Consider the following 15,126-nt stretch of genomic DNA (forward strand, 5'->3'; position numbering starts at 1 on the left):
ATGTCAACATATCTGGCGTTGACTTTTGGCACGCTGTTGAGTTCTCAAGGAACGGACGCTTCCTTCGACCGGCCTTCCGACCGCATCTCCGGGCGCTTCGTTCTTCCGTGTTCCCAGCTTATCAGATCCGAGCTCGTGCTCTTTCCCGACTCGCTTTCGTCTTCCGCGCCCTGACGGCCCGTCCGACGTTTCAAACTCTAGCCGATCCCCGCTCCGGAAAGCGAATCGGCCGCAATCTCCGGAAAAGCGCACGGCGAAATACGAACGGGGACGCGAAAAGGACGCGACCCGTCACGGATCAGCTAGCTGGTTTTCCAGGGGATTGGCCGCCCCGGGACCGTCCACACAGATGCGTGTCCGGTGCTCCCTGTCAGGCAACTCGAAGAACTTTACACACCCGCGGGCTCGGGATCAAGTGGCACCTGGAAGACCAGCACCGCGACGTCGTCGTCGTGCTCCGCGGTGACGCCGAGGGCGCGTAGGAGGCGGGCGCAGACGGTGTCGGGGGTGCCGACGGGGCCGCGGAGGGTGCCGGCGAGTTGGTCGATGCCCTGGTCGATGTCCTGGTCGCGGCGTTCGACCAGGCCGTCGGTGTAGAGGACGCCGGTGGTGCCGGGGAGGAGGCGGAGGGTGTGGGAGAGGTGGCCCGCGCCGCCGGTGCCGAGGGGTGGGCCGTTCTGTTCCTCGCCGTGGAGGACGGTGCCGTCGGGGCCGCGGAGGAGGAGGGGGAGGTGGCCGGCGGAGGCGTAGACGAGGGTGGTGGTGCTCGGGTCCCAGACCGCGTAGGTGCAGGTGGCGATCTGGTTGGCGTCGATCTCCATGGCGAGGCCGTCGAGGAGGGTCATCACCTCGTGCGGGGGGAGGTCGAGGCGGGCGTAGGCGCGGACGGCGGTGCGGAGCTGGCCCATGACGGCGGCCGCGCGCAGGCCGCGGCCCATGACGTCGCCGATGACGAGGGCGGTGCGTCCGCCGCCGAGGCCGATGACGTCGTACCAGTCGCCGCCGACCGCGGCGTCGGCGCCGCCGGGCTGGTAGGTGGCGGCGACGTGGAGATCGGCGGGCTGTTCGAGTTTCTGCGGGAGGAGGCTGTGCTGGAGGGTGACGGCGGCTTCGCGCTGGCGGCGTTCGGCCTCGCGGAGGCGTCCGGCGGACTGGACCTGGTCGGTGACCTCGGTGGCGAAGACCAGGACCCCGGCGGGGGTGGCGTTCTGGTCGGGGCCGAGCGGGACGCAGGCGATGTTGTAGTAGCGGTTGCCGCCGAGGCCGAGGATGCAGCGGGACTTCACGCTGCGCGGGCGTCCGCTGCGCAGGACCTGGTCGAGCAGCGGGAGCACGCCGAGGGTGGCGAGTTCGGGGAGGGACTCGGCGACGGGGCGACCGGGGGTGCGGGCACCGAACAGGTCGCGGTAGGCCTGGTTGGCGTAGCCGAGTTGGTGGTGGGGGCCGTGGGTGAGGGCGACGGGGGCGGGGAGGCGGCGGAGGACCTCGCGGAGGTCGTAGAGCTGCTCGGGGTCGCGGAGGTCGGGGCCGGGGCCGGTGACGGCCGGGTCGCGCGGACCGGGGACGGTGACGGGTTCGTCCGCGGTGGCGGGGGTGGCCCGCCAGGCGGCTCCGGTGAGCCGGGCGCTCCAGCGCATGAGGTTCAACGTCGGCCGCTTCCTCGGGACTGATGGGGGTGGTGCCTGCAGGGGTGAAGGGCTGCAGTGTGACGATCACACTTTGTGCGTGATGCAGCACTCGCCGTAATGGTTCCGTCGGGTTGATCCTGTCAGGCTCCGGTGTGATTCCGGAAGTCGAGACCCCGCTACGGCGCGTTCCGGCAGGCGTACGCGGGGGGCGCGCTCCCGGGCCGGGAGTGCGGGGGGTCAGCTGCCGGGGCCGGGGGTGAATCCGGACTCGAATTCGGCCCGGGGGTGCTCGATGGTGCCCAGCGAAACGATTTCGCGCGGGAAGAGGCCGCCGAACAGCCAGTCCGTCAGCACCCGGATCCGCCGCTCCCGGGTGGGGAGGCGGCGCAGTTGGCGGGCGCGGTGCAGCCACCAGGCGCGGCGGCCGGTGAGGCGGGTGCCGCGCCTGGTGTGGGCGACGGCGCGGTGCAGGCCGAGCGAGGTGGAGCAGGCCGGGTGTTCGGGGCGGTAGGAGGTGAGCGGTCGGCCGGCCAGGTCGGCGGCCAGGTTCTCGGCGAGCAGCCTGGCCTGGGCGAGGGCGTGCTGGGCGTTGGGGGCGCAGGGTTCGCCGGTGTGGTCGGGGACGGCGGCGCAGTCCCCGGCCGCCCACGCGTCGGGGAGCGGGGTGCCGTCGGGAGCGACGATCCGCAGGGTGGGCAGGCAGGTGATCCGGCCGGCGCCGTCGAGCGGGAGGTCCGTGAGGGAGAGGACGGGGGCGGGGCGGATGCCGGCCGTCCAGACCAGGGTGCGGGCGGCGAAGCGGCTGCCGTCGGAGAGCAGCATCAGCTGGTCGGCGGCGGACTCGAGGGTGGTGGAGAGCCGGACGTCGATGTTGCGTTCGCGCAGTTCGGCGAGGGTGTGGGCGGCGAGTTCGGGGGTCTCCTCGCCGAGGATGCGGTCCTTGGCCTCGACCAGGATCCAGCGCAGGTCGTCGGGGTCGAGGTTGTGGTAGCCCTTGGTGGCGGTGCGGGCCATGTCCTCCAGCTCGGCGAGCGCGCCGACGCCCGCGTAGCCGCCGCCGACGAAGACGAAGGTCAGGGCGGCGTGCCGCAGTTCGGGGTCGCGGGTGGAGGAGGCGAGGTCGAGCTGCTCCAGCACGTGGTTGCGCAGGGCGACCGCCTCGCCGACGGTGGCGAAACCCATCCCGTGCTCGGCGAGGCCGGGGACGGGGGCGGTGCGGGAGACCGAACCGGGGGCCATCACCAGGACGTCGTACGGGACTTCGGTGGGCAGCCGGAGTTCGCCGCGCGGGGCGGCGTCCACCCAGGCGGTGCGGGTGGCGTGGTCGATCCTGGTGACGCGGGCGGTGAGCACCCGGCAGTCGGGGAGCGCGGTGCGCAGCGGGACGACCACGTGGCGCGGGTCGATGGAGCCCGCCGCGACCTCGGCCAGCAGCGGCTGGAAGGTCAGGTAGGGCTGCGGCTCGACGATCGTCAGTTCGACCCGCCGGTCCTTCAACTGGGCGCGCAGCAGCTGTTGGAGGCGCAGCGCGGCGCTCAGTCCGGCGCAGCCGCCGCCGATGATCAGGACTCGAATGGGGCACCTCCGGCCGGCCCTGGGGCTGTGACCCGTTTCACGTTCCCCCTATGACGCACCCGCCGGTGGTCTCTTGTCCACAGTCAGGGCCGGATCGGGCCGAATCCGCTCCGGTCGTCCCGTCGATCAGAAGGTCGATCGGGGTGTCGATCCGGTTCTGCGCCGCGGTCGGGTCGCCGAGCGGAGACCGGTCGCCGTGGCCGCCGCTCCCCCACCCTCCACCGGTTCGATTCGCCCGGACGCGCCCCCGTGAGGCTCGGTGATGTGTGTGGCTGTCGTGCGAGTGCGCGGGTCACGCCGACGGCGGAGCGGGGCGGTGGCGCCGGGAAGGTGTACGTCCGACCGTTGCCGTTTCGCCGGAGCGGGGACTTCCGAACTATCTGACGCTTCGTCAAGGTCCGGCAAAGGGCGGCGAGTCGGGGTGGAGGGCGGCGTTCCGGGGTGGATGCTCGGGGCTGTGATTCCTCTCACGTGGGCCCGGGGGTGGCGCCTGAGGGGATTTGTCCGCACGTAGGGCCCGGATCGGACCGGTCCGGGGCCACGAGTGGTCCACTTCTGCGGCGAACTTCCCTGAACTATGGTCGGATTGTGCTTCGGACCGCCGATGGTGCCGGTCCTTTCGTCCTGGACCTGGTGGCGTCGACGCGGACTGCACGGGAGCCAACCGGGGAAGGTAGTGCGCGGACGTCGGACCACGGCCGGTGTCGGCAGCGCACACCAGGGGGCGCAGTAGCCGTTCGGGTGCCCGGGACGGGGTGCCTCGGGGGAGGTTTGGCATGGCGGAGCAGGATCAGTTGGCGGGGCGGGTGCCGGTCGCGGCGTTCGGACGGGCCGCGGTGGACGTGGTGCCGGAGCAGCGCGGTCCCGACGAGCGGGAGCGGTACGGCTACCCGGGCGGTGGCGAGCGACCGGACGGGCCGGGGCGGGGTGCGGGCTCGCGGCTGCGGGTGGACGCCCGGCGGAACCTGGAGAGCGTGCTGCGGGCCGCCCGCGAGGTGTTCGGCGAACTCGGCTACGGGGCGCCGATGGAGGAGGTCGCCCGGCGGGCCGGGGTCGGCGTGGGCACCGTGTACCGGCGCTTCCCCAGCAAGGAGGTGCTGGTCCAGCGGATCGCCGCCGAGGAGGTCTCCTGGCTGACCGTGCAGGCCCGGGAGTCGCTGTACGGCGGCCTGACCGGCCCGTGGGACGCGCTGGCGGGCTTCCTGCAGCGGGCGGCGGCCTCGGGCGCGGGCCGGCTGCTGCCGCCGGAGGCGTTCCGGTACGCGGAGGAGATCGGCCGGGTCCCCGAGCAGCGCGGCGGCGACCTGCGGGCGTTCGGCGGTGCGGCGGCGGACGAGGGCGAGCAGAGTGCCGACCCGCGGCTGCTGCTGCAGTTGCTGGCGGCGCTGGTGGCCCGGGCGGGCGCGGCCGGGGAGCTGCGGCCCGGCGTGACGGTGGCGGACGTGGTGCTGGTGCTGACGGCCGCGGTGCCGGTGCACGCCTCCGCGGCCGTCCCGGTCCGGGAGGGCGAGACCGAGGGCGGGGCGGGCCACCGACTGCTGCAGATCCTGCTGCAGGGCCTGCGCGCGGCCTGACCGGCGCCGCCGCGCCGGGAGTTGACGCACACCGTACGGGCCGGCCGTCGCCGGGTCGGCCGCGGGCCGGTCGTGGCGCGCCGTTCGGGTGACGGGGAGCCACCGGGCGCGCGGGGCGGGACGGAAGCGGCACGGAACGTTCCGGGTACGCGCGGTGCCTGCGCCGCCGGGTTCCGAACACATCCGCGAGCGGCGGCCCGGAGGAGTGGGACGGGGCCGACCCGGCTACCGGTGGTCGCTGCGCTATGCCATTCTTTGCCCGTGGTTGGAGCCATTGTCCCGTTGCGCACCGTGACCGCCGTCGACTCCAGGGGGCGGGCCCTGCCGTGCGCCGCGCGCCGGGGCGGTACCCGGTGAACCCCGACGAGCAGGGCGACGCGGGCGAGTTCGGCTCCGGCCTGGAGACGCCGGGCCAGGTCCCGGACCAGGGCGGCAGCCCGGCCCGGGAGTCGCTGGGCGGCCGGGTGCCCGGCCAGGCCGCCGCCGGGCAGGGCGGCGTCGCCCCCGAGGCGTTCATCGGCGAGGAGTTCCCGGTGCGCGCCGTGGTGCCCGCCCCCGCCGACCCGGTGGACGGCGAACGACCGCCCTCCGACGCCGAGTTGACCGCCCGCGTCCGGGCCGGGGACGACGCCGCGTACGAGGAGATCTACCGCCGCCACGCGGACTCCGTCCGCCGCTACGCCCGCACCTGCTGCCGGGACAGCTTCACCGCGGAGGACCTGGCGGGCGAGGTGTTCGCCCGGACGCTGCAGGCGCTCAAGGCCGGCAAGGGGCCCGAGTTCGCCGTCCGCGCCTACCTGCTGACGGCGGTGCGCAACGTGGCCGCCGCCTGGACCCGCTCCGACCGGCGCGAGCAACTGGTCGACGACTTCACCGACTTCGCCGAAGCCTCCGCGGCCACCGTCGAGTTCGACCTCGCCGACCCCGGCGCCGACGCCTGGGCGCTCGCCCTCGCCGACCAGCGCATGGTGATGCGCGCGTACGCCGAACTGCCCGAGGACGACCGGGTGGTGCTCTGGCACACCGAGGTCGAACGGGAGTCCCCCAAGACCGTCGCCGTGATGCTGGGCAAGACCGCCAACGCCACCGCCGTCCAGGCCCACCGGGCCCGCGACCGGCTGGCCGCCGCGTTCCTGCAGGCGCACGTGTCGGGCAGCCAGGAGTCCGGCTGCGCCGGGTACGCCAACCGGCTCGGCGCGTACGCCCGCGGCTCGCTGCGCAAGCGCGCCTCCGCGGAGGTCGGCAAGCACGTGCAGGACTGCACCCGCTGCACCGCCGCGTACCTGGAGCTCGCCGACATCAACCACGGCCTGCGCGCCGTGCTGCCCGGCGGCGCACTGCTCTGGCTCGGCACCGGCTGGTCCGCCGTCGCGGCCGCGGCCGTCGGCGGGGCCGCCGTCACCGGCGCGGTGGCGGGCGGGGCGGCCGTGGTCGGCGGGGGGACGGCGGGCGCGGGCGCGGCCGGGGCCGCGACGGCGGGGGCGGCCGGGGGCGCCGGGTCCTCCGGCGGCGGCGCGGCGGCCGCGGCCGGGGAGGGGCTCGGCACCGCCGCCAAGGCCGGGATCGCGGCCGGGATCGCCGTCGTCGCGGCGGCCGTCGCCGCGTTCGCGCTCACCGGCTCGCCGGAGCCCGCGGCGCAGGTGGCCGCACCGCCGGTCACCGTCGCTCCGGAGACGCCGCCACCGAGCCCGTCCCCGACGCCGTCGCCCTCCCCGACCCCGACCCCGACGCCCACGCCCACGCCGACACCGTCGCCGTCTCCGTCACCCACTCCGACGCCCAAGCCCTCGCCGACGCCCGCGCCGCGCCGGGTGCCCCCGCCCGTGCCGACGCCGACGCCCTCGCCCACTCCGACCCCGACGCCGACGCCGTCCCCGACGCCCTCGCCCACGCCCCCGGTGGCGCGCCAGTTCTGGCTGGACGAGGTGCCGCTGGACCGCGGCCACCGGAGCGCGGCCGACGGCCCGAGCATCCGCGGCGCCGGGCAGGTCCTGCAACGGCCCGCGGCCTGGCTGCACGGCACCCGCTACCAGCACGTGCTGGCGGCCCGGGTGCCCTCCCGGGTGACCGTCGACCTGAACCGGCCCTGCCGTTCGTTCGACGCCGTCGCCGGACTGGACGACTTCGGCGTCACGTACGGCGAGGTGGTGTTCTCGGTGCAGGGGAGCGACGGCCGGGTGCTGTGGCGCTCCCCCGCGATGTCGGCGGACGACCCCCCGGTCGCCGTCCACGTGCCGCTGGACGGGCAGACGTCGATCCGCCTGGTGGTCACCCCGGTCCGCGGCTCCGTCCCGGTCGTCGACCTGGCGGACTGGGCGCAGGCCCGGCTCACCTGCTGAGCGGCCGGGAGTCCGGCCTCAGATCGCGCAGGTGCCGTCCTCGCAGGTGGCGGCGGGCGGGGCGATCGGGGTGACCTGCCGGGCGGTCTCGGCCTCGACCTGGCGGAGGACCTGGAGGAAGGTCTCGGCCTCCTGGCCGCCCTGGACGGCCCACTTGCCCTCGAAGACGAAGGTGGGGACGGCGGTGACGCCGATGGCGCGGGCCTCGGCGAGGGCGGCGCGGGTCTCGGCCTCGCCCTCGTTCCCGGCCAGGTAGGCGGCGGCGCGGTCGCGGTCGATGCCGGTCTCGGCGGCGAGGTCGGCGAGCGCCTCGACGTCGCCGACGTCGACGCCCTCGGAGAAGTGGGCCCTGAGCAGGCGCTCCTTGAGGGCGGCCTGCACGGCGGCGCCGTACTCGGTCTCGGCGAGGTGGAGCAGGCGGTGGGCGCGGAAGGTGTTGACCTCGACCGCGGCGTCGAAGTCGTAGTCGATGCCGATGCTCCTGCCGACCTCGGTGATCCGGGCGTCCATGGCGAGGGCCTGCGGACCGTAGCGCTCGGTGAGCCACTCGCGGTGCGGGCGAGCCTGCTCGGGGGCGTCGGGGACGAGCTGGTAGGGGCGGTAGACCACCTCGACGCCGTCCTTGCCCTCGAACTGCCCGAGCGCCTGCTCGAAGCGCCGCTTGCCGACGTAGCACCAGGGGCAGGCGATGTCCGAGTAGATTTCGACCTTCATGGCGGGGCGGGCTCCTGTCGGGGTCGGGGGGAGGGCCGGACGGCCGTTCGACGGAAGGTGAACGCTCAACCATCCACGGACATTCCGGTCGCCCCGCTCAGCCCTCCTCGGCCGGGGGCGCCGGGACGACCAGCACCGGGCAGGTCGCGTGGTGCACGGCCGCGGTGCTGACCGAGCCGAGCAGCAGCCGGGCGAAGCCGCCGTTGCCGCGGGTGCCGACGACCAGGGTGTGGCGCCCGTCGGAGGCCTGCAGCAGGAGGTCGATGACGTTGCCGAGCACGACGTGCAGGGTGAGCGGCCCGGCGTACGGGCGGGTGCGGGCCGACTGGACGGTGGCGACGGCCCGGCGCAGACCGTCGGACATGCTCTCGGTCAGCCGCTCGGTGCTCTCCTGGACGAGGTCGGCCATGCCGGGCGGGTAGCCGGTCGGCGAGGGGTTGACCACCGCGAGGACGTGCAGCGGGAGGCGGTGCGCCTCGGCCTCGGTCATGGCCCGGTCGAGGGCCCAGAGCGCGGCGTCGGAACCGTCGCAGCCCGCCAGGATCGCGGGGCCGGGCGGCGGCGGCTCGTGGTGGACGGGGAGGGTGGCGGTCATGGCGCGCTCTCCGGGAGGGGTCGGGGTGCTCGACGCTACCCAGCGGGCGCCCGGCGGCGGGGCAGCCGCGCCCGGGGGCGGCCGGGTTTCCGGGGCGGTGCGGCGGCCGTGCCGGGCGGGTCGGGTCTCCAGCGCGGTGCGGCGGCCGTGCCCGGCCGATCAGGTCTCCAGCGCGGTGCGGGGCGGCGCGGGCAGGCCGGTCCAGGAGGAGCCGGGGCGGCGGGCGGCGAGGCGGCGGAGCCAGAGTTCGACGGCGAGCAGGTCGGCGAGGGCGGCGAGGGTGCCGGGCGGGGCGGTCTGCGCGGGGTCGGTGGCGGCGGCGAGGGCCTTGCGGGCGGCGGGGGTGTCGAGCAGTCCGGCTTCGCCGAGCAGCGGGCGGTCGAGCAGGTCGGCGAGGGCGGGGGCGGCGGCGCGCAGTCCGCGGCGGGCGGGGTCGTGCGGGTCGGGGCCGGGGGCGCGGCCCCAGTCGGCGGGGAGGTCGGTGCGCCCGGCTCCGGCCAGGACGGCGGCGAGCAGGGCGGGCCGGGCGCCGGGCTGCAGGCGCAGGTCGTCGGGGAGCAGGCGGGCGGCGCGGACGACCTGGTTGTCGAGGAAGGGGGCGTGCAGGCGTTGGCCGTGCTGTTCGGTGGCCTGCACCAGGGTGCGGTAGTGGGCGGCGTGCCGGTGCAGGGCGAGGCGGGCGCGGCGGGCGCCGGGGGGTTCGGTGGGGGCGCTGTCGCGGGCGGCGGTGCGCAGGTGCTGGGCGAGGGCGGCGAGCGGCTCGTCGGCGAGCAGGTGGGCGGCGGGGCCGGGGCGGTGCCAGGTCAGGTCGGCGGCCAGGGCGCGTCCCATCGTCCGCCCCGGGACGGGCTCCTGGCGGAGGGTCAGTTGCAGGGCCAGGTCGTCGAGGGCGTCGGCGTAGCGGGTGCGGGCCAGGCGGCGGGCGGCGCGCAGGACGGTGACGGGGGTGTGCAGGGTGCCGGTGAGGGCGCCCGCGGCGGCCCGGTCGGCGCCGGCCAGGGCGGCGATCGGGGCGAGCAGGTCGAGGGAGCGGCCGGAGCGGACCAGGTCGGCGAGCCGGGCGGGGTGGCCGTCCAGGACCTGGCGGGCGCCGTGGCCGGTGAGGTGGTCGGCGCCGCCGAGCCGGTGCGCGGCGGCGTACCGGGCGGCGTCGACCAGGGCGGGGCCGGGTTCGTCGGTGAGCGGCCCGGCCAGGGGGTCGGCGAGGTCGGCGTACGGGGCGACGGGCGGGACGACCAGGTGGCGCAGCCGGGGGGCGTGGACGGCGAGGGCGAGCCCCTCGGCGTCGCCGAGGGTGACGGCGGGCAGCGTCTCGGGTTCGGGCGGTTCGGCGCGGCGGGCCCAGGAGCCCTTGACCGCGCCGGTGCGGGCGGCGGGCCGTTCGGGGGCCGCGTCGGCGCCGGGCCCGGACGGCAGCGGGACGGCGGCGGCGAGCAGGGCGACGGTGGCCGACGCGGTGCCGTAGGAGAGGTCGACGCCGAGCCGGGGCCGGTCGGCGGGGCCGGTGGCGCGGACCCGGCAGCGGACGGCCTCCAGCAGGGCGCGGGTGAGCTCGCGGACGGCGGGGGCCTCGGCGCGCTCCTCGGCGGGGTCGTCCAGGTACGAGGTGCGGTCGGCCCGTCCGCCGCGGATGCCGAGCGCGTGGCCGGGCGGGACGCGGCGCACGCCCCGGTAGGGGGTGCGGTCGCCGAGCGTCTCGGGGGTCTCGGGGGTGGCGAGCCGGGCGGCCAGGTGGGCGGCGTCGACGGGGGCGCCGACCAGGTCGGCGAGCGGGAGGGCGGCGGTGGCGTAGGCGGTGCCGCCCGCGAACGGGGTGTGGAAGACCGGCTGGGCGCCGGACAGGTCGGTGAGCAGCACGGTGGAGCGGGTGCCGGCCCGCAGCACGACGGTGTAGCTGCCGGGCCAGTGGGTGAGGTGGCGCAGCGCGCCGCCGCGGGCGGCGGCCAGGCCGTCGGCGAGCTCGCGGTCGGTGGCGCCGCAGCGGCCCGCGACGGCGAGGCGCAGGGTGGCGGGGGTGTCGTGCTCGGCGCCGTCGGCGGGGTCGCCCGGGTCGAGGCCGCCGCGGACGGTGGCGGGGCCGCCGGGGCGGAGCACGGCGAGGCGCAGTTCGTCGGGGCGCCAGTCGCCGACCGCCCAGAGCGGGTTGGGACCGCCCCAGAGCAGGGTGCCGGCGATCGGGCGGACCGCGGCGAGGGTCGGGTCGGCGGCGGTCAGGCCGCTCCAGCCGGTGAGCCACCGCATCGCGCCTCCACCTGTGGTGCTGCGGGCGCGCGGCGAAACCCGGGGCGGGCGTACGGGGTTGGCGCGCCGTCAGGAGACATCGTGCCACCGATGGGGCGGTTGAGCGCCAGGCTTTCGGGCACCGGGCACGGGAGGACGCACGGGCCGGGCCTCCCCCTCCGGGGCCCGGACCGTGCGGGTCCCGGACTCCCGTCCGGGGCGGGGCCGGTGGCCGGGCAGGACGGCGCGGGGGACGGCCGCGACCGTCACGGTTCGACCGGAGTTGGCCGAAAGCCGTCGCACGGCCCGGGAGGGCATCCGCATGCCCTCCCGGACGCGCAGCTGCCCGCGGGGATCGAGGCAGCGTTTCCCCCGGCCCGCCGGGTCCTCGACGGCGGGCCGATCCACAGGCTTCAGCGAATCGCCCACCTGCCGCTGCTGCCAGGGAGCACGGGTGGCGCACGCGGGCACAGGACCGGAGCACGGGCGTCCGGCACCTGCCTCCGGGGTACCCGGCGGGCGTCCGGGCGCCCGCCGTGGACGCGGCGCGTTCCCGCCAACCGGAATGCGGCCTCTTAACCCTCGGAACGCGGGCGACTACGCTAGGTGCAAGCAGTCCGGTGGCGTACCGCGGTCGTCGCGACTCGCCGCCATCCGCGCACGACGTCGCCAGGGGGTGCCACCGCCACCATGACCGTCAGCTCACGAGGGCCGAACGACCGGCTCGGGGCCCTCCTCGCGCTCGCCCAGATCAGCAACGCCGGGCTCGCCCGCCGGGTCAACGACCTGGGCGCGCAACGCGGCCTGACCCTCCGTTACGACAAGACCTCGGTGGCCCGCTGGGTCACCAAGGGGATGGTCCCGCAGCGCCCGGTGCCGCACCTGATCGCCACCGCGCTCGGCAACAAGCTCGGCCGACCCGTCCCGCTGGAGGAGATCGGCCTCGCCGACTCGCACCCCACGCCCGAACTGGGCCTGGAGTTCCCGCGCGAGGTGCCGGAGGCGGTCCGCTCCGCGACCGAGCTGTGGCGGGTCGACCTGGACCTGCGGCGCGGCCCCGGCGGCGGCCGGTGGAGCGACACCCTGGCGGGCACCTTCTCGGTCGCCGCGTACGCCACCCCCGTCTCGCGCTGGCTGATCACGCCCGCGGACGGCTCGGTGGCCCGCGAGGCCGTCCCCGACCTGACCGGCTACCGGGTGGGGCACGCGGACGCCGCGAAGCTGCGCGAGGCCGCCCAGGAGGCCCGCCGCTGGGACTCCAAGTACGGCGGCGGCGACTGGCGCTCCTCGATGGTGCCGGAGTGCCTGCGGGTCGAGGCCGCCCCGCTGCTGCTCGCCTCGTACAGCGACGCGGTCGGCCGGGCGCTGTTCGGCGCCACCGCCGAACTGACCAGGCTGGCGGGCTGGATGGCCTTCGACACCGGCCAGCACGAGGCCGCCCAGCGCTACTACATCCAGGCCCTGCGGCTGGCCCGCGCCGCCGGTGACGTGCCGCTCGGCGGGTACGTGCTCGCCTCGATGAGCCTGCAGGCCGCCTACCGCTCCTTCCCCGACGAGGCCGTCGACCTCGCCCAGGCCGCCCTGGAGCGCAACCGGGGCCTGGCCACCGCCCGCACCATGAGCTTCTTCCACCTGGTCGAGGCCCGCGCCCACGCCAAGGCCGGCAACGCCGCCGCCTGCGGCACCGCGCTGGCCGCCGCCGAGGCCGCGCTCGACCGCGCCCGCCCCGGCGACCAGGACCCCACCTGGATCGACTTCTTCGCCTACGACCGCCTCGCCGCCGACGCCGCCGAGTGCTTCCGCGACCTCGGCGTCCCGTCCAAGGTCCGCCAGTTCACCCGCGAGGCGCTGGCCCGCCCCACCGAGGGCTACGTCCGCTCGCACGGCCTGCGGCTGGTGGTCTCCGCGATGGCCGAGGCCGAGGCGGGCGACCTGGACGCCGCGGTCGCCGCCGGGGAACGGGCCGTCGAGGTGGCCGGGCGGATCTCCTCGCACCGCAGCCGCGAGTACGTGGTCGAACTGCTGCGCCGCCTGGAGCCCTACCAGAACGAGCAGCGCGTCAAGGAGCTGACCGAACGCGCCCGCCTGGTCCTGGCCACTTCCTGAACGCCCTCCTTCCCGACCGCCGTCCCTTCCCGCCGCCCTCCTTCCCGGCCGCTCTCCTTCCCGAAGCCCTCCGCCGGGCGGACGGGCCGTGGCACCATCGGAGCGGTCTTCCGAGCTGAGGGGTGGCGGGGTTGAGGCACGACGTCCAGGTCCTGGTGGTCGGCGGCGGCATCGTCGGCCTGTCCACCGCGTACGCGCTCACCCGCGAGCACCCCGGCACCGGCGTCCTCGTGCTGGAGAAGGAGGCCGCGCCCGCCACCCACCAGACCGGCCGCAACAGCGGGGTGATCCACAGCGGCGTCTACTACCGCCCCGGCTCGCTCAAGGCCCGGTACGCCACCGACGGGGCCCGCGAGATGGTCGGGTTCTGCCGCGAGCAGGGCATCGCCCACGAGGTCACCGGCAAGCTGATCGTCGCCACCGACCCCGCCGAACTCCCCCGCCTCGCCGCCCTCGCCGAACGCGGCCGGGCCAACGGCATCCCGCTCACCGAGCTCGACCCGGCCGGCATCCGGGCGCACGAACCGGAGGTCACCGGCATCGCCGGGCTCCACCTCGCCACCACCGGCATCTGCGACTACCCCGAGGTGGCCCGCCGCTACGCCGCCCTCGCGGGCGAGGCCGGGGCCGAACTGCGCCTGAACACGCCCGTCCTGGGCATCGCCCGGCGCGCGGACGGCGTCACCGTCACCACCCCGCACGGCGAGGTCCGCTGCGCGGTGCTGGTCAACTGCGCCGGGCTGCACAGCGACCGGATCGCCCGGCTGGCCGGTGACGACCCCGGGGTGCGGATCGTGCCGTTCCGCGGCGAGTACTACGAACTGACGCCCGAACGACGGGGGTTGGTGCGCGGCCTGGTCTACCCCGTCCCCGACCCGGCCTTCCCCTTCCTCGGCGTGCACCTCACCCGGGGCGTCCACGGCGACGTCCACGTCGGACCGAACGCGGTCCCGGCGCTGGCCCGCGAGGGCTACGACTGGCGCACCCTCAGGGCCCGCGACCTCGCCGAGACGGTGCGCTTCCCCGGCACCTGGCGGATCGCCCGCCGGCACTGGCGCTACGAGATCGGCGAACTGCACCGCTCGCTCTCCAAGCGCGCCTTCACCGCCGCCGTCCGCCGCCTGCTGCCCGGCGTCACCGAGGCCGACCTCGTCCCCGCCACCGCGGGCGTCCGGGCCCAGGCGGTCGCCCGCGACGGCACCCTCCTCGACGACTTCGCCTTCGCCGGGTTCGACCCCGACGACCCCCGCTCCCCCCGCCGGGTGGTCCACGTCCTCAACGCCCCCTCCCCGGCGGCGACGGCCTCCCTCGGCATCGGCCGCGAGGTCGCCCGCCGGGCGGTGGCGGCCCTGCGAGCGGGGTGAAACCAGGGGGCGGGGAACTGCGCGCTGCGGGAGGAGGACGTCAGCAAGATCGCGGGACAGTGCAAGTGATCATCCTGCGTCGCGATCCTGCTGGCGGTCGGCAGTTGGCCGCGCGGTTCCCCGCGTCCCTGGTCTCGCCCTCCGGGGCCCGCTCCTGGCCTCCCTTAGACTGGTGCGATTGTGACCTCCTCCGCCCCCAGCACCCAGTTGTCCGCGTCGGCCCGGCTCTCCGCCGCCCCGGCGGCGTACCCCGCGCCGATGTACCCGCACAAGGCCACCGAGGCCCAGCACCGCGAGCAGCGGATCCGCAGCTTCCAGCCGCGCCGTGGTCGGATGACCAAGGCGCAGGCGGGCGCGCTGGACCGCGGCTGGGAGCGGTACGGGCTGGCGATCGACGGGACCCCGCTGGACCTGCCGGTGCTGTTCGAGGGACGGCCGGTGACGCTGGAGATCGGCTTCGGGATGGGTGACACCACGGCCGCGATGGCCGCCGCGGACCCGTCCGCGGGGATCCTCGCGGCGGACGTCCACACCCCGGGCCACGGCAACCTGCTGCAGTTCCTGGAGCGGGACGGTTCGGAGAACGTCCGGCTGGCGGCGGGCGACGCGGTGATCCTGCTGCGCGACATGCTGCCGGACGCCTCGCTGGCGGGCCTGCGGGTGTTCTTCCCGGACCCGTGGCCGAAGCCGAAGCACCACAAGCGCCGCCTGATCCAGTCCTCGTTCCTGGACCTGGTGCTGCCCCGGCTGGCCCCCGGCGCGCTGGTGCACTGCGCGACCGACTGGGAGCCGTACGCGGAGCAGATGCTGCAGGTGCTGGAGTCCTCGCCGGAGCTGGAGAACCTGCACCCGGAGGGCGACGGTTCGGGCTGGCTGGACCCGGCGGAGCACCCGGCGGGCAGCGTGCCCGGGTACGCGCCGCGGCCCGAGTGGCGTCCGGTGACCAAGTTCGAGCGGGCGGGCCTGGCCAAGGGCCACGTGGTGCACGACCTGCTGTTCCGCCGCCGCTGA

Annotated in this window: 9 protein-coding genes and 1 pseudogene; 5 read left to right on the plus strand and 5 right to left on the minus strand. The window is 76.2% G+C overall.

What is annotated here, in order from left to right; genetic code table 11:
• Nucleotides 1-401 precede the first annotated feature (401 nt).
• Both QSK52_RS27275 and QSK52_RS27280 read right to left on the minus strand, forming a co-directional pair.
• Nucleotides 402-1,646: pseudogene (locus tag QSK52_RS27275) on the minus strand (PP2C family protein-serine/threonine phosphatase); the annotation flags it as partial.
• A gap of 219 nt (nt 1,647-1,865) precedes the next feature.
• Complete coding sequence (locus tag QSK52_RS27280; protein ID WP_285738929.1) at nt 1,866-3,194, minus strand: NAD(P)/FAD-dependent oxidoreductase; 1,329 nt, start codon at nt 3,192-3,194, stop codon at nt 1,866-1,868.
• Between the two features lie 785 nt (nt 3,195-3,979).
• Between QSK52_RS27280 and QSK52_RS27285 the strand changes: the two genes are divergently transcribed.
• Entirely contained in the window at nt 3,980-4,777 is a 798-nt protein-coding gene (locus QSK52_RS27285; protein WP_285738822.1) for a TetR/AcrR family transcriptional regulator, read from the plus strand.
• 353 nt (nt 4,778-5,130) lie between these two features.
• Complete coding sequence (locus QSK52_RS27290; RefSeq protein ID WP_285738823.1) at nt 5,131-7,116, plus strand: sigma-70 family RNA polymerase sigma factor; 1,986 nt, start codon at nt 5,131-5,133, stop codon at nt 7,114-7,116.
• An 18-nt stretch (nt 7,117-7,134) separates the two neighbouring features.
• Here the strand turns inward: QSK52_RS27290 and QSK52_RS27295 are convergent, their stop codons facing one another.
• The 3 genes from QSK52_RS27295 to QSK52_RS27305 all read right to left on the minus strand — a co-directional run bounded on the left by QSK52_RS27295 (nt 7,135) and on the right by QSK52_RS27305 (nt 10,666).
• Nucleotides 7,135-7,830, minus strand: a complete 696-nt coding sequence (locus QSK52_RS27295; protein ID WP_285738824.1) for a DsbA family oxidoreductase — start codon at nt 7,828-7,830, stop codon at nt 7,135-7,137.
• A 97-nt stretch (nt 7,831-7,927) separates the two neighbouring features.
• On the minus strand, nt 7,928-8,425 hold the full coding sequence (locus QSK52_RS27300) for a universal stress protein (RefSeq protein ID WP_285738825.1): 498 nt from the start codon (nt 8,423-8,425) through the stop codon (nt 7,928-7,930).
• A gap of 159 nt (nt 8,426-8,584) precedes the next feature.
• On the minus strand, nt 8,585-10,666 hold the full coding sequence (locus tag QSK52_RS27305; protein ID WP_285738826.1) for an asparagine synthase-related protein: 2,082 nt from the start codon (nt 10,664-10,666) through the stop codon (nt 8,585-8,587).
• A gap of 669 nt (nt 10,667-11,335) precedes the next feature.
• Between QSK52_RS27305 and QSK52_RS27310 the strand changes: the two genes are divergently transcribed.
• The 3 genes from QSK52_RS27310 (at nt 11,336) to trmB (ending at nt 15,126) form a co-directional block, all read left to right on the plus strand.
• Nucleotides 11,336-12,751 carry an MFS transporter gene (locus QSK52_RS27310; RefSeq protein ID WP_285738827.1) on the plus strand — a complete coding sequence of 472 codons (1,416 nt, stop codon included), beginning with the start codon at nt 11,336-11,338 and terminating at the stop codon, nt 12,749-12,751.
• 131 nt (nt 12,752-12,882) lie between these two features.
• The gene (gene lhgO / locus QSK52_RS27315) at nt 12,883-14,115 is read left to right on the plus strand and encodes an L-2-hydroxyglutarate oxidase (RefSeq protein ID WP_285738828.1); all 1,233 of its coding nucleotides are present in this window, start codon (nt 12,883-12,885) and stop codon (nt 14,113-14,115) included.
• A 180-nt stretch (nt 14,116-14,295) separates the two neighbouring features.
• Nucleotides 14,296-15,126: a tRNA (guanosine(46)-N7)-methyltransferase TrmB gene (gene trmB, locus QSK52_RS27320; protein WP_435053388.1), complete on the plus strand. Its 831-nt coding sequence runs from the start codon at nt 14,296-14,298 to the stop codon at nt 15,124-15,126.

The sequence above is a fragment of the Kitasatospora phosalacinea genome (genome assembly GCF_030268885.1).
GTDB classification, from domain to species: domain Bacteria; phylum Actinomycetota; class Actinomycetes; order Streptomycetales; family Streptomycetaceae; genus Kitasatospora; species Kitasatospora phosalacinea_C.